The 19,708-nt window shown below is 65.8% G+C and carries 14 protein-coding genes and 1 pseudogene; 7 read left to right on the top strand and 8 right to left on the bottom strand.

Translation table 11 applies throughout. From position 1 onward, the window contains the following. Positions 1-200: 200 nt before the first annotated feature. Positions 201-3,155 (bottom strand): Tn3 family transposase, encoded by a 2,955-nt coding sequence (locus Q8M13_RS18540; RefSeq protein ID WP_305301637.1) that lies wholly within the window; start codon positions 3,153-3,155, stop codon positions 201-203. 115 nt (positions 3,156-3,270) lie between these two features. Between Q8M13_RS18540 and Q8M13_RS18535 the strand changes: the two genes are divergently transcribed. Then, on the top strand, positions 3,271-3,822 hold the full coding sequence (locus Q8M13_RS18535) for a recombinase family protein (protein WP_305301636.1): 552 nt from the start codon (positions 3,271-3,273) through the stop codon (positions 3,820-3,822). 77 nt (positions 3,823-3,899) lie between these two features. Here the strand turns inward: Q8M13_RS18535 and Q8M13_RS18530 are convergent. Beyond that, positions 3,900-4,348 (bottom strand): annotated as a pseudogene (locus Q8M13_RS18530) (IS630 family transposase); the annotation flags it as partial. A 406-nt stretch (positions 4,349-4,754) separates the two neighbouring features. Here Q8M13_RS18530 and Q8M13_RS18525 point away from each other — a divergent pair. Further along, a complete protein-coding gene (locus Q8M13_RS18525; RefSeq protein WP_305301635.1) occupies positions 4,755-5,861 on the top strand; it encodes an aspartyl protease family protein in 1,107 nt (368 codons plus the stop codon). A 119-nt stretch (positions 5,862-5,980) separates the two neighbouring features. On the opposite strand, the gene Q8M13_RS18520 is transcribed toward Q8M13_RS18525, so the two are convergent. From Q8M13_RS18520 to Q8M13_RS18510, 3 genes are read right to left on the bottom strand one after another with little or no spacing between them, the layout of a single operon-like run. Beyond that, positions 5,981-6,550, bottom strand: coding sequence for an MAPEG family protein (locus tag Q8M13_RS18520; protein WP_305301634.1), 570 nt, complete (start codon positions 6,548-6,550; stop codon positions 5,981-5,983). Then, positions 6,547-8,826 carry a class I SAM-dependent methyltransferase gene (locus Q8M13_RS18515; RefSeq protein ID WP_305301633.1) on the bottom strand — a complete coding sequence of 760 codons (2,280 nt, stop codon included), beginning with the start codon at positions 8,824-8,826 and terminating at the stop codon, positions 6,547-6,549. Before Q8M13_RS18515 ends, Q8M13_RS18520 begins: the two co-directional genes overlap by 4 nt. Beyond that, a complete protein-coding gene (locus Q8M13_RS18510) occupies positions 8,826-9,698 on the bottom strand; it encodes a cation transporter (RefSeq protein WP_305301632.1) in 873 nt (290 codons plus the stop codon). The genes Q8M13_RS18515 and Q8M13_RS18510 overlap by 1 nt, the downstream gene beginning before the upstream one ends. 165 nt (positions 9,699-9,863) lie before the next feature. Here Q8M13_RS18510 and Q8M13_RS18505 point away from each other — a divergent pair, with 165 nt between their 5' ends. Next, positions 9,864-11,801, top strand: a complete 1,938-nt coding sequence (locus tag Q8M13_RS18505; RefSeq protein WP_305301631.1) for a cytochrome c/FTR1 family iron permease — start codon at positions 9,864-9,866, stop codon at positions 11,799-11,801. Here the strand turns inward: Q8M13_RS18505 and Q8M13_RS18500 are convergent. Beyond that, entirely contained in the window at positions 11,798-13,843 is a 2,046-nt protein-coding gene (locus Q8M13_RS18500) for an NAD(+) synthase (protein WP_305301630.1), read from the bottom strand. The two genes, Q8M13_RS18505 and Q8M13_RS18500, sit on opposite strands and share 4 nt — an antisense overlap. Before the next feature lie 297 nt (positions 13,844-14,140). On the opposite strand from Q8M13_RS18500, the gene Q8M13_RS18495 reads away from it, so the two are divergent. Continuing rightward, on the top strand, positions 14,141-16,612 hold the full coding sequence (locus Q8M13_RS18495) for a Tn3 family transposase (protein ID WP_305301629.1): 2,472 nt from the start codon (positions 14,141-14,143) through the stop codon (positions 16,610-16,612). 398 nt (positions 16,613-17,010) lie between these two features. Here Q8M13_RS18495 and Q8M13_RS18490 read toward each other — a convergent pair whose 3' ends face one another. Both Q8M13_RS18490 and Q8M13_RS18485 read right to left on the bottom strand, forming a co-directional pair. Then, positions 17,011-17,367 (bottom strand): glutamate synthase-related protein, encoded by a 357-nt coding sequence (locus Q8M13_RS18490; protein ID WP_305301628.1) that lies wholly within the window; start codon positions 17,365-17,367, stop codon positions 17,011-17,013. A 19-nt stretch (positions 17,368-17,386) separates the two neighbouring features. After that, positions 17,387-17,890: a DUF937 domain-containing protein gene (locus Q8M13_RS18485; protein ID WP_305301627.1), complete on the bottom strand. Its 504-nt coding sequence runs from the start codon at positions 17,888-17,890 to the stop codon at positions 17,387-17,389. Positions 17,891-18,040: 150 nt separating this feature from the next. Here Q8M13_RS18485 and Q8M13_RS18480 point away from each other — a divergent pair, with 150 nt between their 5' ends. The 3 genes from Q8M13_RS18480 (at position 18,041) to Q8M13_RS18470 (ending at position 19,482) form a co-directional block, all read left to right on the top strand. After that, on the top strand, positions 18,041-18,430 hold the full coding sequence (locus Q8M13_RS18480) for a DUF3597 domain-containing protein (RefSeq protein ID WP_305301626.1): 390 nt from the start codon (positions 18,041-18,043) through the stop codon (positions 18,428-18,430). A gap of 62 nt (positions 18,431-18,492) precedes the next feature. After that, the gene (locus Q8M13_RS18475; protein ID WP_304806255.1) at positions 18,493-18,696 is read left to right on the top strand and encodes a dodecin family protein; all 204 of its coding nucleotides are present in this window, start codon (positions 18,493-18,495) and stop codon (positions 18,694-18,696) included. Between the two features lie 114 nt (positions 18,697-18,810). Continuing rightward, positions 18,811-19,482, top strand: a complete 672-nt coding sequence (locus tag Q8M13_RS18470; protein ID WP_305301624.1) for an OmpA family protein — start codon at positions 18,811-18,813, stop codon at positions 19,480-19,482. The last annotated feature ends 226 nt before the right edge of the window (positions 19,483-19,708 follow it).

Below are 19,708 nucleotides of genomic sequence, written 5' to 3'. Positions count from 1 at the left end.
GTCATACGACCGCCGCCCATCATCACGGACGGTCGGCCCATGTGCTCGGCCAACCGGGTCTGGTCGTCCAGGCGGTCGAACACGGCCCGCGGCCGCGCGGGCGTCCGAGCGGTCGCCTCGCGGCGATGGCGGAACGCACCGGGCTCACCTCAAGGTTTGTTCGCTAAAGTACGCTTGAAAGCACGAACCATGAACATCGACTATGCGGCGCGGTAAAGCCTGTCAGTTGGATCGTTCAGCGGCCTGACCCCGCGCGCAGCCGCGGCGTCGGCCCACAGGTAGTCTCCCGTCAAGCCGACGTGGGCCCAACTCATCGGCGACAGATGGGCGAGAAGCTCATCCGGCGCCGCGACTTCGCGGGCCCGTAAATGCTCAACGGCGCGCTGCATATATAATGTGTTCCAGAGCGCGATGGCGGCGATCACCAAGTTGAGCCCCGAAGCGCGGTGCTCCTGGTTCTGCAGGGTGCGATCGGCGATCCTACCCTGCTTGTGAACGAACACCGCTTGGGCCAGCGCATGGCGGGCCTCGCTCTTATTGAGCCCGGCTTGGCAACGTCGGCGCAGCTCAGGGCTCTCCAGCCAATCGAGCGTGAACAGCGTCCGCTCGATCCGACCGACCTCGGCCAGCGCCATGTCGAGGCGGTTCTGGCGCTTGAAGGCCGACAGCTTCTTGAGCATCACCGACGGCGCGACCGATCCGCCCTGGATCGACGCCGCGAGCCGGATGATATCATCCCAGTTCTCCTCGATCACATCGATCCGGATCGGCCGGCCCAGGAGCGGCTCAAGGATTTTGTGGCGAGGCTTCGCCCCGATGATCGCCAGGCGGCGGTCTTGCAAGTCCCGCAAACGCGGTGCGAAGCGGTAGCCGAGCAAATGACACAGCGCGAAAACATGATCCGTCGCCCCGCCGGTGTCCGTGTAATGCTCGCCGCCGCCACGTCCGATCAGACCGTCGAGCACATAGGGTGCCTCGGATGATGTGGCCGACAGCACGCGGGTGTGAAACGAGCCGTGCATATCAGACAGGTGGGTGTAGATCCGCAAACCAGGCTCAGGCCCATACTTGGCGTTGACCTCGCCCGCCCCCCCACGCCGGCGGCCGGAGCGGAAAAACTGTCCATCCGAGGATGAGGCCTGGCCGTCTCCCCAATGCCTGGCGAACGGCTGAGCGTGGTGGACCTCGATGATCCTGGCCAGCGCCGCCTTGTAGTTCTCCTCGCTCAGGTACCAGCTCTGGGTCCAGGCGAGCTGCGCATAGGAAACGCCCTGGCTGGCGTTGGCCATCCGCTCAAGCCCTAGATTGGTGGCGTCGGCCAGGACCGTGGCCAGGATGCAGCTTGGGTTCTCATGGACCTTGCCGGATCGAAGCTCGCGGAACATCGTCGAGAACCCCGTTAGAGCGTCGATCTCCCGCAACAGTTCGGTGATCCGGACACGCGGCAGAAGGGCGTCGATCGTGCGGTCCAGCGACCTGGCCTCGTCCGGCGCATTGGCCTTCACCGGGGTCACCGATAGCTGTTCGCCGTTCAGGGCGACGCCGACCAGGTCACCTTTCGCCAATCGCCGGGCGAAGCTGGCGAGCCGCTGATCCAGTAGGCTGGCCCGCTCGGCCAGATAGGGGCCCATCTCGACATTGACCGGCAGGGCCGCAGCCTCGGCGGCGACCTCGCTCGTGGGCAGCAGGTAGTCGGCAAAGCGCTTGTAGGACCGTGAGCCCTCGATCCAAACGTCACCGGATCTTAGCCTGTCGCGCAGCGTGGCGGCCAGCGCCGTCTCATAGAGCCTCCTGTTGATCTGGCCGCCGACCGGTTTGACCAAGACCTTCCAGTGCTTGGAGGCGAATGGAAGCGGCGCGTCGTCCGGAATCTCACGGCGGCCCGATAGATTGAGGTCGCGCAGGATATCCAGCGCCCTGAGCAAAGGCGCGCCGCCCGTGCCGGCGCGAAAGCGGATGTGTTCAAGGAAGGTCGGAGCGAACCGGCGCAGCGCGCCATAGCGATCGGCCGCGCTGACGAGTGGATCCTCGACCGCCAGCGCCGCCAGGGCGTCGATTTTTGGCTTGGCTGCGATGACCTTCCACCATCCGACCTGGATCTCGATCCGGTCGAGTACGTCGCCGCCATCCGCCCACGCCTGGTCAACGGCCCCGATCACGCCGCTGAACAACCGCATGAGCTGGCTGACCTCCCGGCTGCTGGCCTGGTATTTACGCTCGCGGCCGCGGCGGCCCCTGGCGAACAGAGAGCCGACCATTTTGTCGAACATATCGACCGCAGCGTCGCTCAGGCGGCTTTCGAGATCGATCAATTGGGCGACCACGGTCGCCCGCCGGCGGCCGACACCGTAGCCGCTGAGCAGGAAGGCTGGCGCGATGGCGCCTTCCCGGGCGTACTGCTCGAAGCGCCGCTCGTGGATCGTATCGGCGATCGCCGGGTCGAGAGCGATGGCGCGGACGAAGGCGAGCCGCTCGGTGATCGCCGCCATGCTCGCGGCGCTCGGCGATTCCGGGATGTCCCGAAGCCAAGCCAGCTGCGACTTCTTGAGCTTAGGGTCGCTGATGAGCAACTGGTCGATGCACTCCAACTGCGCGAGCGAGATCGTCGCCAGTAAATCCTCGGCCGCCTTGCGCCGGGCCTGTGCTCGACCGGCCAGGCCGACACGCTCCAGGGTGTCAGGCGACGGTAGAATAATGCGCAGACGGCGCAGCTCGGCGACCAACGCTTCAACGATCGGTCCGCCCTTGTCGGTCGAACGGGCGGCGACGGCGGCGATTGCCACGGACGGTCGAAGGTCGCCGCGGATGAACGCGCGCAGCCCCAACCGATCGTGCAACTGGCCGGCGTGTTCGATGCGGGTCGGAGGTCGCCTTGAGTATTCGCCGAACGCTTCGGGCGCGACGTGAACCTGGTCGGCGAGGAAGCGAAGCACAATCGTTGGGACCGGCTGGCCAGGCGACCATCCAAAACCCGGATGACGAAGCAGCGCCATCTGCACTGCGGCGCCCAGCTTGTTGGCGGGACTTTTGCGCTCATCGATCCATTTGAGATCGTCGGGTGACAGCGTGTAGCAGCGCGCCACCTCTCGGTCGGTGACCGGAGGCTCGAACAGCCTTCGCCGTTCATCACCCGTGAGCAAGCTACGCCGCGCCATGGGATGCTCCCCGCCGCTTCTGCGGCGGCTCACATTTCACGATTTCTGAGACGCTGGCCAGGGTGAACAATTTCAGCGGCTTGTGTGTCTCAGATTATAGTCTCAAAATCCGGGTATGATTTTCGGCTACGCACGGGTCTCCACGGACGGTCAGAGCGACGAGGCGCAGGTCGCTGAACTGTCAGCCGCCGGATGCGAGAAGGTGTTCAGCGAGACGGCCTCCGGCGCCAAGGCCGATCGGTCCCAACTGAAGCGCGCCGTCGCCGCGCTGGCCGATGGCGATGTGCTGTTGGTCACCCGGTTGGACAGATTGGCCCGTTCGACGCGAGATCTCCTGAACGTGCTCGCCGCGATCACCGAGAAGAAGGCGCAATTTCGGTCACTGCGCGACGCCTGGGCGGACACCACGACGCCCCACGGCCGATCGATGTTGACCGTGCTCGGAGGCTTGGCCGAGTTTGAGCGCGACCTGATCAGGTCGCGCACCAGCGAAGGCCGGGACCGCGCGAAGGCGCGAGGCGTCAAGCTGGGTCGGCGACCGTCTTTGAGTCTCGCCCAACGCTCATTCGTCGCCCAGCAACGCGCCAACGGCGAGAGCGTGCGTCACCTGGCGCGGGTGCTCGGCGTCAGCAAGGCAACCATTGGGCGCATCCCGCCAGCCTCGTAGGTGTAGCGGCGCGCAATAGTGACCGGCTCGACGCGAGATTCATGACCTTTTCCGACGCACATTGGAGCATTTTCCGATCAGTCTGCATCGTATCCTGCGGCGGCGAAGCAGTTGGCGCATTCGTTGGGTGAGAAGGTGTCGATGATCTGGGCGATGGCTTTCCAGAGGTGGTCTCTGGTGCGGGCGGCTGCCTTGCGCAGCATGGCCTTGAGCTTTGAGAACGCGTTCTCGATCGGGTTGAGGTCTGGGCTGTAGGGCGGCAGGAACAGCAGCCTGGCGTCGACGGCTTCGATGGCGCGGCGGGCGGCGGCGTTCTTGTGGGCGGCCAGATTGTCGAGGATGACGATGTCGCCGGGCCGCTGGGTCGGGACCAGCACCTGTTCGACGTAAGCCTGGAACCAGGCCCCGGTCATCGGACCGTCGAGGACCATCGGCGCGGTCATGCCGCCCACCCTCAGGCCGCCGCGATGAAGGTGGTGGTCTTCCAGTGTCCATGCGGAACGCTGGCTCTCAGCCGCTGGCCGCGCCGGTAGTGGCTCCCAGAAGACTGGCTTGTGTCTGGTTTTCGTTCACCCGTCTAAGAGATATGCGCATCCAGAGGGCCTTCCGCTCGGAAGCGTCTCACGGGTCGTGCGTCGGTCTCAAACAGTGTGCGTCCATCTCAATTATTGTGGTTTCAGTCTCACGCAATGTGCGCCGAGGAGCCGCGAAACATCTCAGCTATTGCGCGTCGGAAAAGGTCATGAATCTCGCGTCGAGCCGGTCACTATTGCGCGCCGCTACAGTTAGGGCACAGCTAACGGCAAGGCTCGCGAAATCGATAAGGAGTTCCAGCCATGCGCAGCAGCGAGGATACCCGGCGAGGGGTGTTGGGCGCGATGGGATCTCTCGCCATACTGGCTGGCGGGGCGCCAGCGGCTGGAGGGAAAACGATGAGCCCCCCGGACGCAAGGACGTCCGCAGACCCCTGGACGCCGCTGCTCGCAGATCCAGGCGCTGTCATGGTGACAGGGACGCTGCTTGGCGAGCACATTCGGATTCTAATCGACACGGGCTCGGCGGTGACCCTCGTCGATAATGTGCTCGCCATGCGCCTGGGTCTGAGTCCGTTGGATCGCCTCAGCGTGCGCGGTGACATCGGATCCGTCGCGCTCGGCGCCGGTGCCGACTTGAGTCTCGACATCGGCGGCGTGGAGCTTGCGACGAAGCGCTATGTGGTAACCGACTTCGCCCCAATCTTCGAAGCGGATGGTGTCGCGCCGGGTCTCATTCTCGGGGTCGACGCTCTCAAGGAGGTCATACTGGAGATCGATTTCCCGGGCCGACGTCTCGCGTTCCCTTCACGGGAAAGTTTCCAGCCTGGAAAAGACGCGGAACGCCTACCGCTGTCGAAGAGTGCGCGGGGGCAGTTGTCCATTCCAATTGCAATCGAAGGCCACGATCCAGTGGCGGCGGTGATCGACCTCGGCAGTTCCAACCCCCTGACCGTCGCACCGGCCTTGGCCGAGGCGCAGGCGCTGCTGCGTGGCCGCAAGATTTCCTCGGCGGCCACAGCAGGGGTCGATGGTATCTCAATCAGCCGCACCGTTTCCGTGGCGGCGTTGCAGGTCGGCCGCACCTCGGTTCAGGACGTTCCGTGCGAAGTCCTTGCGAGGACGGACCCCACGCTTGTCCCCGCGAAGCTAGGCCTGCCGGTCCTCGAGCGTTATCTGTTCGCCCTCGATGTCACGGGTGGGACACTTTGGCTTAGGCCCGCGCCGGGCCTACTCGCGGCTCCGTTCAAGCGGGACCTGTCGGGCTTGGGCCTCGCCGTGGACTCGGATCGTCTGCGGGTTGTTCATGTCGCCCAGGGCGGTCCTGCTGCCTTGACAGGCTGGCGCGTAGGCGAGAGCATCACCGCGGTGAATGGCGTGCCGATCAGACCGGACTACGTGACGGGCGGCGTGGCTCAATGGCGCTACGGGCCGGTCGGAGCCAAGGTGGTGCTCTCCCTCTCGGACGGATCCGAGCGCACCTTGGATCTGCAACGCTATTATTGATGGACGTGGTCGATGTCCGCCAATTTTCGGAGGTGACGCTACGCCGTCCGGCCTGGCGCTTTGGCGGCGGCAGCGCATTTCCACAGGTGTTCTCCGCCCGTCGCGCTCTCACGCAGTGGTCACCGCGCAAGGGCCGCGAGCTCTGAGCCGACGGCGATGATCGTCCAGAGATAGGCGCCAAGACCTGGAAGCGCCGTCGTGGCGACGCCAAAGGCTCGACCACCCGCCCCGCGGGCGTAGCCGCGGAGGAAGGTTACTCGCCCCAGGCTGAAAAGGACGACGCTCGCTGCGATATAGGCCAGTGGCCGCTCACCCGGCACGGTCGCCAGCGCCAAAATCCCGAGCGCGAGGATGAGGGCTTGCTCCAGGGTATTCTGCAGAAACGCAGCCGGCACCGCCAGGCGCGCACTCGGTCGCGAGTAAGCCGACCCCGCGTTGTCCTCGGCGGATTCGAACCGGATCTTTGCCACCTGCCGGACGGCCAGGATGACCCAAAGTCCGATCAAGAGATCGGCCCTCAGGGCGAAGGTGAGCCGTTCGACCAAGTCGTCCGGGAAGGCGAAGAGCCTCGGCAGGCCAAATACAGCGATGCCGAGTATCAGCGCGCAGACCGCGAACGCGAAGGTCGCCTGCCGACGGACGGCCCGCTGTTCTTTCGGGAGGTCGACTATGGGTGGGGAGGACCTCATCGCGAGCGCCCCGCGGGCCGGGCCCAGAGCCGATAGGTGTCGCCGAAAACCTCCGGGTGGCGCGTCTCATATTCATGCAGGCGCTGCAGGTTGCGCAATGCCCCTGGGCCACGCGCCTCCGCGCGGTAGCGTGTCTGGTCCACCGCATGGCCGAACTGGACGCCGAGGAATTCCAGCCCAACGGCCTGCAACATGCTGCCGACTTGCAGCAGTGTGAACCGGTGTTCATTGACGTGAAAGAGCAGGTCCCGGCAATCGGATAGAGTCCAGAAATCGGAGGCGGGACTCATCACACCGGCGAGGGCTGGCGGCGCACCGTCGAGCATGAGCGCCCGCCGCAGCGCCCGAACACCGTCCGGGTCATCGGCGTATCCGGACCTTGCGATATGAGCGCGAGCTTCGACGATCGCGCGACGGCCAATCTCGCTGTAGAGGCCGATCGAAAGGAACCCACCCGGTCGAAGCAGGCCAGCGAGGATCTGCAACCCACCCGCCGGATCAGCCATGTGATGCAGCACACCGAAGCTTTCGATGAGGTCGAAGCTCTCGCCGAGCTCGGCGAGATGCAGAATATCGGCTTGCAGGTGCTGGATATCCGAGAGGCCGTATTCCTGCGCCTTACGCATGGCGTAGCCCAGGCTGGCCGCGCTAAGATCCACGGCTAAGATGGCGGCGCCGAGATAGGTGTTGGCCACCCGGAGCGTCTCGAGCCCCGTGCCGCAGCCCGCGATCAGCACTCGCGGCTGGTCGAGCATCGGGACTTCGCGCGCGCCAAGCTCGGGCAGAGCGGCGCGGATCGCTGAGTGGAAGGCGCGGGCCTCGCCGACACTGCAGCGTGTCCATCGGGGGTACGGGTTCTGCTCGTACTGCTGCTGGACGGCCAGCGACACGGGATCGGATAGCGGATTGAGACGTGGGAGCTGCGTGCGGCAGCGGGCCTCCTCGGCCGGCTCCGCCAGCTGTTCGCGCAAGAGGTCCGGGAGATTCGGGTCCGCCAGCGTCTGCAGGTGGCTCGCCAAAGGCGAGGCCGCGAGGGGGCGGTATGCTGCGACGAGCGCGATCTTGATGCTGTCTCCGGGGCGAGCGCCAAGGTCGCTCCGGTCAAGGCTGGCGATCAGGGCGTCCACACGGCGCTGTTCGTCGGCGCCAGCGAACAGGACGTACTCGCCCAGAAAGGCTTGCCGGGCGACGGCGACGGCGAGGTCGAGGTCCTCGACTAGCAATTCCGGTGGCCAGTCCGCTCGGCTCAGCAGGTCGGCGCGGAGCTGCACCAGGAGCAGTTCGACCGCCGTGTCCGGAATGGGCGCGTTCACGAGGAGAGTGCGGAAGAGCGGGTCGCTGACCAGTCGAGACGCGGGCCCGGCGCACGCCTCGAGTGTGTCCGCTAAGGCGCCCGGCGCGCCGCGGATCGTCTCCAGGAGCGAATCGACCTCCCGGTCTTGCCGCAGCACGGCCAACGCGGCGGTCGCCAGGTTCCGCGGGTTGATGTCGGGCCGCTCGAAGAGTTGTTGAAGGCGGGCGCGGAACCCAGGCGAGGTGGGCGCGACCCGCGTGTGTCGGAGCGCGCTGGCCAACCGCCGCCAACTCTCGGCCTGACCGGGCGCGGCCTCCACCGCCTCGGCGAGCGCGGTCAATCCCTCCAGCCCCTGCCCAGTTTGGAGTCGCGCGAGGCCGAGGTTGGTCAGCAGGGTGGATCGGATCGGATGCCCCGGCGGCACGGATCCGCATCCTGCCGCGAATTTCGCCGCCGCCTGGGCGGGTTGACCACGCTGAAGGAGCACGAGCCCATAGCCGTTGAGCGCGGCGAGCGAACTCGGCTGCCGCTGGAGCGCGGCGCGATAGCAGCGCTCCGCGTCAACGTCCCGATCCAAGAGGCGGAACGCATCGCCAGCGGCGCAGTGCGCCTCGGCAAAGTCGGGTTTCAGCACCGCGGCCCGTAAGAAGCAGCCCGCCGCCGCCGTGTAGGCCTTGGCGCGCCGATGCGCCTCGCCGAGGTTGTAGTGGATGAACGGGTTCTTGGGCTGCCCCCTCAGGGCGCGCTCGAACCAGTCGACAGCTTCCTCCGCGCCGCCGGTGTTCATCGCCACCGTTCCGAGCACATTAAGCGCCGAGGGATCGGCCGGACTGACCGTCAGAACGCGTTGGGCAAGGCTTCGAGCCTTGGCCCACTGTCCGGCGTTCACTTCAGCGACCGCACGCTGCAGGTCCGCCAAGGCCGCGGCCGAAAGGGGGCTGGCGGGTGAACGCGCGAAGGGGAGTCCGCGAAGGGTGCCCATCAGCTTGTCCTGAGACCTCGCACCTCGCGAAGATCGGCGCGCGCATCGCGAATGATCGACCAGGCGGACCCCAGGAAGAGGCCCGCAATGATCACCGCCACCACCAGATCGGGCCAAGCGGTCTTGGTCCAGAACACCAGGCCTGCGGCGATAACGACGGCAAGGTTGCCCAGGGCGTCGTTGCGGGAGAACAGCCACACGGCGCGCATATTGGCGTCGCCAGCCCGGTGCGGGATTAGAACCAGGGCTGCCGCGACGTTGGCGATCAGCGCGACAAGACCGAAGCCGCCCATCAGCCCGGCCTCAGGTTGGTTCAGGACGAGCACGCGGTAGGCCGTGTTCAGCAACACGCCAAATCCCAGTGTCGCGAGAAACAGGCCCTGGATCAGAGCCGAGCGCGCGCGCCAGGCCAAGGACCAGCCGATCGCCAGCAGGCCCAGGAAGCTGATCAGACCGTCACCCAAGAAATCGAGGGAGTCGGCCTTGAGGGCCTGTGAGCGCGCGAAGAATCCGGCGACCATTTCGACGACCCCATAGCCGACATTGATCAGGACCACGATCCAGAGCGCCCGCCGATAGGCCGGAGTCACGTGGCTGATATCTCTGGGCCGCTCAGGATCATCAGCGGGCGACAGGCTTTGGTCCCGGTCGAGTTGATAGCCGAGCCGCTTCACCGTGGCCTCGACTTCGGCGGTCCGGCGGACTTCATCGTCGACCTTCAAACTCATTCTCGAGGAAGCGATGGAAACCCTCGCCTCCTCCACGCCGGGCAGTTTGGCCACCGCGGACTGGATCTTTTCGGCGCAGCTCGAGCAGTCCATGCCGGTGATCTGGTAACGGATCGCCTGCGGGCCCTTCGACGTGTTCGGCACGAGCCGTCCTCCTCGGATCAGTGCGGGATCCTAGTTGCTCTAGTAGCTAGAGGATCAACCCCCCTTGGAAAAAAATTATCCGCGCGGTCGTGCGGCCTTGATCCTCTAGCCACTTGAGCTTGTAGACTGCTATTAAGACCTAATCTCAGTATCCAGGACATTTCGATGACGGCGCTCTCTCGTCTCCTCTTCGCCGCGGCCATCCTGGTGGTTTCGCACTTCCCATCGGCCGCCGCGGCTCAGGAGACGGCCCCGTCAGCGGAAGTGGCATGGCGGCTGTTGGACTACATCGCCGTGGACTATCCCGGCGCCGTCTCGGCTGGCCGGATCGTCAGCCCCTCCGAATATTCGGAGATGCGCGAGTTTTCCGCGTCGGTGCGCGGCCGCATCCACGCTTTGCCGGCGACGGCGGCGAAGCCCCAGCTGGTGTCGGCGGCCGGCGCGCTGGTGGCCGCTGTGGACGACAAGGCCGATCCTGCGGCCGTCGCCCAACAAGCCCGGCGGTTGGCGTCTGACCTCCTGAAGGCCTATCCCGTCCCTCTCGCCCCACGGCAGGTCCCGGACCTCAAACGCGGAGCCGCCCTCTATGCCGAACAATGCGCCTCCTGCCATGGTGTCACGGGCCACGGCGACGGGCCCGACGCTGCGCAACTGAATCCGCCGCCCATCGCCTTCGCCGATATCGACCGTGCGAAGCAGCGGAGCCTCTTTGGCCTCTACCAGGTGATCACCCAGGGCCTCGACGGCACGGCGATGGCCAGCTTCGCCCATCTCTCCTCCGAAGATCGGTGGGCGCTCGCATTCCACGTCGGGGGATTCGCCTATTCGCAGGAGATGGAGCGCGAGGGATCCAATGCCTGGCGCGCGCGTCCGGATCTGCGAACGAGGCTTCCTGACCTGCAGGCGCTCGCCCAGACCACGCCAGCCGCCCTGGCGGCGCAGATCGGCGAGCCGCAGGCGGCGCAACTCACAGCCTATTTGCGCCGCCACCCCGAGGCGGTCGCAGCGCAACCGCCCAGTGGGTTGATCGTGGCGCGTCGAAAGCTCGGCGAGAGCCTCACGGCCTATGAAGCCGGTGACCGGAAGCGGGCCGAGGAGCTTGCGCTCTCGGCCTATCTTGACGGATTTGAGCCGATCGAGCCCATGCTGCGCTCGCGCGACGGCGCCTTGATGGCGAAGGTCGAGGGCGGCATGGGCGCGCTGCGCGCGAGCATCGGCCGAGGCGCGCCCGCCGCAGAAGTCGCAGCCCAGGTGCGCCACCTCGAAGGGCTGTTTGATCAGGTCGATAAGACCCTGGCCCCGGACCAGGCGAGCGCCGCCTCCGCCTTTCTCGGCGCCTTTACTATCCTCCTGAGGGAAGGGGTCGAGGCGCTGCTGATCGTCATCGCGATGATCGCCTTCCTGCGGAAGGCCGAGCGTCAAGACGTGCTGCCCTATGTCCATGCCGGTTGGGTCTTGGCGCTGGCGGGCGGCGGCCTCACCTGGGCGGCCGCCACCTACTTGATCTCGATCAGTGGAGCGAGCCGTGAACTCACCGAGGGGTTCGGTTCGCTGGTCTCGGCGGTCGTGCTGATCTCGGTCGGGGTCTGGATGCACGGCAAGGCTCAAGCTGGCGCCTGGCAGGCCTATATTCGCGACAAACTCTCGGCGGCGCTCTCGAAGCGTTCAGCCTGGTTCCTGTTCCTCCTGGCTTTTGTCGTCGTCTATCGGGAAGTCTTCGAGACCATCCTCTTCTATGCGGCGCTGTGGAGCGACGGCGCTCAGGTCGCCATGCTGGCGGGAGCGGCTTCAGCCGTCGTCTGTCTCGGCCTGATCGCCTGGGCGCTGTTGAGCTATAGCAAGCGACTGCCGATCACCCAGTTTTTCGCCTACAGTTCCCTGCTCATCGCCGTGCTGGCCGTCATCCTCGCCGGCAAGGGTGTGGCCGGCTTACAGGAGGCCGGCATGCTTCCAGTCCGGCCGCTGACCGCCCTCCCCCGCGTCGAGGTCCTCGGCATCTTCCCCACCTGGGAAGGGCTCGTGGCGCAGCTCTCGACCCTAGCCGTCGTGGCGATCGCTTTCTGGGCCGCCGGCCGGCGCGCCCGACAGCACGCGCGCGCCTAGGGGACGTTGGCCTCCAACTCAGCCAGCCAGACGCGCGCGGCGCCGTCCGACGGGGCCCGCCAATCCCCCCGGGGAGACAGATTCCCGCCAGAGATGACTTTCGGGCCATTGGGCATGGCGGAACGCTTGAACTGACTGATCTCGAAGAAGCGGAACAGGAACACCTTCAGCCAGGCCTTGATGGTCGCGAGGTCGTAGGCGTTGCGGGCCTCGGCGGGAAAGTGCGGCGGCCAGGCGCCGGCGTCGCGGTCCTTCCAGGCGTGCCAGGCGAGGAACGCCACCTTGGACGGCCGCAGACCGTAGCGGGTGATCCAGTAGAGGTTGAAGTCCTGCAGTTCATAGGGGCCAATCTTGGCCTGGGTGCTCTGCAGGGCGCCGGTGGCGTCGGCGGGTATCAGCTCTGGCGAGATCTCGGTGCCGAGGATGTTGAGCAGTGTTTCGCAGGTCGCCGCGTCGAATTGCGCGGTCTTAACCACCCAGCGGATCAGGTGCTGGATCAGGGTTTTCGCCAGCGAACCGTTGACGTTGTAGTGGCTCATCTGGTCGCCCACGCCATAGGTGCACCAGCCCAGCGCCAACTCGGACAGGTCGCCGGTGCCGAGCACCAGGCCCTCCCGCTGGTTGGCGAGACGGAACAGAAAGTCGGTCCGCAGCCCCGCCTGTACGTTCTCGAAGGTGATGTCGTAGACCGCTTCGCCGCGGGCAAAGGGATGGCCGAGCTCGGTCAGCATCTGGTTGGTGGCCGGCCTGATGTCGAGTTCCTCGCCGGTGACCCCGAGGGCGTTCATGAGCGCCCAGGCGTTCGACTTCGTGCCCTCGCTGGTGCCGAAGCCGGGCATGGTGAAGCCAAGGATGTCGCTACGCGGCTTGCCTAGCGCATCGAAGGCCTTGGCGGCGACAATCAGCGCGTGGGTCGAGTCCAGGCCACCAGATACGCCGATGACCAGACGTTTGGACTTCGTCGCCTCGAGCCGCCTGCCCAAGCCCTGGACCTGGATGTTGAAGGCTTCGTAGCAGTCCTTGTCCAGCCGAGCTGGATCGTCGGGGACAAAGGGGAAGCGGTCGATCGGGCGGAGCAAGCCGACGTCCTCAAAGCTTGGCTTGTGGTCGAACTGTACGCGCCGAAACTGTGTTTCGGGGTGACCTGCGGCGACCGCCGCATTGTTGAAGGTGGGCGTGCGCATGCGCTCTAGGCGCAACCGGTCCACGTCCACGTCGGCCATGGCCATTTGCGAGCCTGTAGGAAACCGATCGGTCTGCGCCAGTAGAGCCCCCAACTCGTGAATCGTCGCCTGTCCGTCCCACGCCAGATCCGTCGTGCTCTCACCTGGACCCGCCGCCGAGTAGAGATAGGCGGCCTGACAGCGAAGCGATTGTGACGCACATAGCAGCGCCCGGTCATCGGCTTTGCCGACGACGATGTTCGAGGCCGAGAGGTTGCAAAGGATGTAGGCGCCCGCAAGGGCGGCCCGGGTCGAGGGCGGGGTCGCCGCCCAAAAATCTTCGCACATTTCCATGTGGAACACGAAATCCGGTAGGTCGGCGGCTGCGAAGATCAGGTCGGTCCCGAACGGCGCGGCCTGGCCAGCCAGCTGCAGTTCCAGGCCGGTCACGCCTGCGCCCGGCGCGAACCAACGATTTTCGTAATACTCACGGTAGTTCGGTAGGAAGGTCTTCGGGATGACGCCAAGGATCCGGCCGCGCGACACCGCGATCGCGCAATTGTAGAGCCGCCCGTTGTGCACGATGGGAGCCCCAAGGATCAGCACGGGCGCAAGATCGGCGCTCGCCGCCAACAGGCGGGCGAGCTCGGCTTCGACGCCCCGCAGCAGCGCATCCTGCAGGAGCAGATCGTCTATGGCGTAGGCCGAGAGCCCCAGCTCGGGGAAGAGCATGAGGTCAACACCCCTGGCGTGACCCTCCCGCGCCAAGTTCAAGGTTTCCTCAGCGTTGAACCCGGGATCCCCGACGGCGACGCGCGGCGTGCATGCGGCGACGCGCACCAGGCCTTGCGAATGGATCGAGTAGAAGTTCTGAGACACGGTTCCCTCATGCGCGCGGTGATGAATTGCAAAGCCACGAGGCCCATTGCGGTTGCCCCAGTTGGTCGTGGCGGGACTGGAGATCCCAAACGCCCCTCACGGGCCGGTGCGAAGCGGTCGGCATGAAGCGTCCTCCGCAGTCGCATCGTTCAAGCCAACACCCGGTGGCTGGGACTCGCCGAGATCGGCCACGAGAGTTCGCATCCGCTCGAACCTGAGAATCGTCTACGCTCCCGCCGGGCTGGCGGCATTCGTCGGCGGCGCGCTCGTCGTCGCGGGCAGCGGACGGCCGCTGCTTTGGAGCGCGTCGGCTTGGCCGGCAGATCCCAGGCCCGTCGCAAAGCTGCCGAGGACCTGCTGGCCTCGATCACGCCTTCGCAGCTGGAGGCCGTCGACCGCCTGCTGATCAATGATCCGGCCCTGCGCAAGTCACCGCTGGCCTGGCTTAGGGAAATTCCCGAGTCGCCCAGCGCCGCGAACATGGCGGCCATCACCGAGCGGCTGGCCTATGTCCGCGCCATCGCGATCGATCCGGCGATCACCGAAACGATCCATGAGCGCCGCTTCGAGCAATACGCCCGCGAGGGAGCCGTCGCTCCGGCCTTCTTACTCAGCGGCTACAGCGTCGCGCGGCGGCGGGCGACCGTGGTGGCGCAGCTGATCTTCCTGGAAAGTCGCCTCAGCGACGCAGCCGCCGACATGTTCGACAAGATGGTCGGATCGTTGTTCGCCAAGGGCCGCCGCGGTCGCGAGCGCAAGTACCAGGCCAGCAGCCGCGAGGTCAGCCAGCTCATGCGCTTGTTCAGCGGCGTGATCGGCGCCGTCGATCAGGCCCTGGTCGATGGCGGCGACGTTCTCGACCGGATCGACGCCCAGGTTGGCTGGTGGAAGGTGCTCGCCGCCAAGCCGAAGATCGACGCCTTGGCCGCCCTGGCGATCGAGGAACCGTTGGTCAGCGCCGCCGAACGTTACGGAGCGCTGCGCCGGTTCGTCCCGACCTTCCTGGAGCACATGCGGTTCCGGACCGGAACCGGCGGTGCGCCCTTGCTCAAGGCGATGGAGATCCTGCGTGACCTCAACCAGTCCGGCCGGCGGGAGCTTCCCGATGACGCGCCGCTGCCGTTCGCGTCCAAGCATTGGAAGGCTCTGGTCAAGCCGACCGGTGGCCCAATCAATCGGCGACTCTATGAGACCGCCGTGGCCGCCACGTTGCGTGATCGCCTCCGGTCCGGCGATGTGTGGATCGAGGGCTCGCGCGCCTACAGGCGCTTCACGGACTATCTGCTGCCCAAGGACCAGGTCGCCGCCGAGGCCGAGGCCCTGCCGGTTAGAGTCGAAATGGGAAGCTATCTGGCCGAACGCGCCGGCCTGCTGGATCAGCGGCTCGCTGCGTTTTCTAGGCGATTGGCCAAGGGCGACCTGGTCGGTGTGACGTTGAAGGGCGAGGAGTTGTCGGTCACGCCGGTCAAGGCCAACGCGCCCGACGAGGCTCGCTCACTGGACCGGGCGATCGACGCGCTGCTGCCGCGCGTGCGGATCACCGAATTGCTGCGGGAGATCGACGCCCTGACGGGCTTCTCGTCGATGTTCCGCGAGCTGCGATCGGGCAAGGTGCACGACAATCCCAGCTGCATCCTGGCCGCCGTTCTGGCCGACGCCACCAATCTGGGCCTCGAGCGCATGGCTAACGCCAGCCAGGGGGTCAGCTACGCCCAACTGGCTTGGACGCAGAGTTGGTATCTGAGCGAGGAGAACTACAAGGCGGCGCTGGCCAGGATCATCGAGGTTCACCACGCTCAACCGTTTGCCCGCCACTGGGGCGACGGCCAGGCCTCGTCGTCTGACGGACAGTTCTTTCGGTCCGGGCGACGGCGCGGTGGAGCCGGCGCGGTCAATGCCAAGTACGGGCCCGAACCCGGCTTGCGGATCTACACCCACCTTTCGGACATGCACGGCTCGTTCCACACCCGCGTCCTGTCGGCCACATCTTCGGAAGCGCCCTATGTGCTCGATGGCCTGATCGGCCGCGGCGGCGGGGAGCACTACACCGACACCGGCGGGGCCACCGACCATGTGTTCGCCCTGTGTCATTTGCTCGGGTATCGGTTCGTGCCGCGCCTACGCGATCTGCAGGATCGCCGGCTGGCCATCATCGGCGCCAAGCCACGCCACAAGATCCTTGAGTCTTTGCTCGGTCGCCCGATCCGCGTCGATTTGATCAAGGAGAACTGGGACGATATCGTCAGGCTGGCCGCGTCCATCAAGGCCGGGTCAGTAGCCCCGTCGGTGATGCTCAAGAAGCTGTCGGCCTTCAAGCGGCAGAACCGTCTGGACATAGCCCTGGCCGAAGTCGGTCGGATCGAACGGACACTCTTCACGCTCGACTGGTTGGAGAGCCCCGAGCTACGCCGTCGTTGCCAGGCTGGCCTCAACAAGAGCGAGGCCCGCCACGCGCTGGCTCAGGCCGTGTTCGTTCACAAGCAGGGCCGGATCGCCGATCGCACCCTGCAAAACCAGGAGCACCGCGCGTCGGGGCTCAACTTGGTGATCGCCGCCATCGCGCTCTGGAACACATTATATATGCAGCGCGCTGTCGAGCATCTGCGCGAGCGGGAGATCGCCGCGCCCGACGAGCTTCTGGCGCACCTGTCGCCGATGAGTTGGGCTCACGTCGGTCTCACAGGGGATTATCTCTGGGCCGACGCCGCCACAGCAGACGGATTCAGGCCCCTGAACGATCCGGCCGACCGGCTCTATCGCGCCGCATAGACCATGTTCATGGTTGGTACTTTTGAGCGCCTTTTAGCGCACAAACCTTGAGGTGAGCCCTATTCCTGACGAAGCGCCGCCCCCGTTAGCCCGATCTCCATTCCTGCAGAACCGTTCCGTCGCCATCTTCAAAGGCGACGCGATCGACCTCTGCCGCCGCGATGCAGACGGGCGGCTCATCGATGTCCGCAGCCCGGCACCGGATGGCTCGACCATCAGAAAACGCCGAAAACCGGCCTTCTATCACAAGCCGATACCCGTTCGCAGGCGCGGTTAGAGGGGCCTCGCCGCGCAAGGTTAGGGCGAAAGGCCGGCCGTCTCGACGGCTGACGCGCGAGCTACCCTGGGCAAACACCGCGGCGAGACCCGAGACGAGGAGTGTAGGCGGGGGAACACTCTTAGCGCCTGGCGGCGCCGCCAGCTGGTGACGTAAAAGCCGTCCCCGCCGACGCCGCGATCAGCTCGCCAGGTTTCAGGGAAGTGTGCAGCTGATCGAACTGCGCCATCTCCGTGGCGCTCACTCTTCCCACAAGGTGCTGCGGCTTCAGATCGTTGGGGTGTTCCGCCCGGCCGCCGGCCTCAAGGTGATAGGGCGAGATGCTCCCCTCCCCCGTGCCGTGGCTGAAACCGCCTTTTCTAGCGCCGGCGTTCAGGACCCGGATGGCGTTGGCGCTGAGCGAGCCGAAGCTCATAGCGAGATGTTGAACACCGAGGCCGAGAAAGGCTGGTGGCCACGCCGAGGAGTTGAACGGCATTCATGACGCCGCCCTTGAGCTAACGGCCCAGGAACTTCCCGGCCATGCCCATGATGTCGTCCAGGGGATTGCCGTCGCCGTCCTGATCGAGCAGGCCAAGCAGGCCGGACAGCCCACCCTCAGCCGCCTGGGTTCCGCCAGCCTTCGAAGCCAGGGCCCCAGCGCTCAGCGACGCCAGCAGCGGCAGCAACGCCTTGAGTTGATCGGCGCTGATGCCCGTGCTGGCCGCCGCGTTCGCCGCCACGGTGCGACTGACATCCTTGGAGCCGAATATTTGCCCCAGAATCTGATTGCCCATCGACGCGGTGGCGTCCGTCGGCGCGGCGCCCGGGGCGAGACCAGACTGGCTGAGAAGGCCGCCCAAATCCGCGTTCCCGGATTGGCGCTTCAGGCCCCCTGCGAGCGCGGGGAGCAGCGCCGCCGCGGCGCTGCGGGTTTGCGCAGGCGTGAGGCCCACCCGCGCGCCAATCTGCTCAATGGCGGCTGAGCCGCCAGCCTGGGTGATCATGTCGAACAGCGCCATGACGGAAACCTCCTCGTGCGACGCATTAATAAGCGCCCGCCAGCCGTTGTCGGACGCTACCACCCCTTCACGTAAGCGTCGCCTGGCTTCGCTAAGGAACAAACTTGGCTGTTAGGCATTTAGACTCAAACCATATCGAGGGAGGGCGCCATGAGCCTCTTTGGCTCCATCATGTCGAAGATTTTTCACCGCAAGCCGGCTGAGCAGGCCGCGGCTAAACCCGCGCCGACCACGACCGCGCAGGCACCGGCGGCCGCCGCGGCGGCCCCGGCCCCGGCGCCACCGGTTGACGTCGAGGCTGTGCTGACCGAACTGGCGGCGCAGAAGGGCGGCGGCGGCAACTGGCGCACGTCCATCGTCGATCTGTTGAAGATGCTGGATCTCGATTCCAGCCTCGCCGCCCGAAAGGGCCTGGCTGAGGAACTTGGCGTGCACGCCGGTGAGCATGGCAGCGCCGAGCAGAACATCGCCTTACAAAAGGCCGTCTGGCGCAAGCTGGCGGAAAACGGCGGCCAGGTTCCGGCGTCGCTTCGAGACTGAGTTCACTGCCCTGCTCGCGTTGTTGCCGGCGGTCGCCCCTATTCTCTTGAAAGGTTCAAGTCATGGCCATCCTGAAAGTCATTGAGATCCTCGCCGAGTCGCCGACCAGTTGGGAGGATGCAGCGAACCAAGCCGTCAAGGAAGCGGGCGAAACCGTCCGCGGCATCCGCTCCATCTACGTCGAAAATTTTCAAGCCACCGTTCGCGATGGCAAGATCGACAACTTCAGGATCAACGCGAAAGTCAGCTTCGCCGTTGAGAAGTAGACTTCGGCGGAGAGCGGCGAAATCGATCTCAGCTGCGCGTTTTTGATACGGTTGGCCTGTCTGGCGGCGCCGGGCAGGCCATTCGTTTCTAAGCCTCGAACGAGTGGATGCACGATGTCTCAGAAACTTCTCGTCGGCCTCGGCCTGGTCGGCATCCTCGCGCTCGGCGCCTGTACGACCACCGATCCAAACACCGGCCTGGTCGTCCGGGACAACACGCGCACGGGCGCCCTCGCTGGAGCCGCTGGAGGCGCGCTGCTCGGCTACCTCACCAATACGAACAAGGGGGAGGAAGGCCGCACCAACGCGCTGATCGGCGCCGGAGTCGGAGCCCTGGGTGGGGCGGCCGTCGGCCGCTACATGGATCGCCAGCAGGCTGATCTGCGGCGCGACCTCGCCGGTTCAGGCGTCGACGTCCAACGCCAGGGCGACAACATCGTCTTGAACATGCCGTCCGACGTGACTTTCGCGGTCGACCAAGCCGATATCCAGTCTCAGTTCTACGGGCCGCTAGATCGGGTCGCCGACACCCTCAAACAGTATCCTCAGACGGTCATCGACGTGGTGGGCCATGCCGACGCCACCGGGCCGGACGACTACAATCAGGCGCTTTCCGAGCGCCGCGCCGGCTCGGTGGCGAGCTATCTCGTGAACCGTGGGGTGCTCCGCGACCGCCTATTCGTCGCGGGCCGTGGCGAGAGCCAACCGGTCGCGTCCAACGCCACGGAACAAGGGCGCGCGCAGAACCGCCGGGTCGAGGTGGTGGTGCGCCCGTTCACGGGTTGAAGGACGGGGATCCCGGCGAGCGCCAACTGCGCTCGGTTGCGGATCGAGACGTCCCCTCGCCGCGCAAGGACGCCGCAACGCACTCTACGAATTGAGCGCTCCTACAGGCTGATGCGCGGCGCACAAGCCTGAGGTCATAATCACCGACTTCTGAGCTGCAAAATCAATAAAGCCCCCGACTCGCGAGGGACACGAGCAAAAGGGATCGGCGGTCGGACGTCGATCA

Source organism: Phenylobacterium sp. (assembly GCF_030681155.1).
GTDB lineage: Bacteria > Pseudomonadota > Alphaproteobacteria > Caulobacterales > Caulobacteraceae > Phenylobacterium.
Note: the sequence above shows the minus strand (reverse complement) of the source record. Positions and strands in the feature narration are given on the sequence as shown.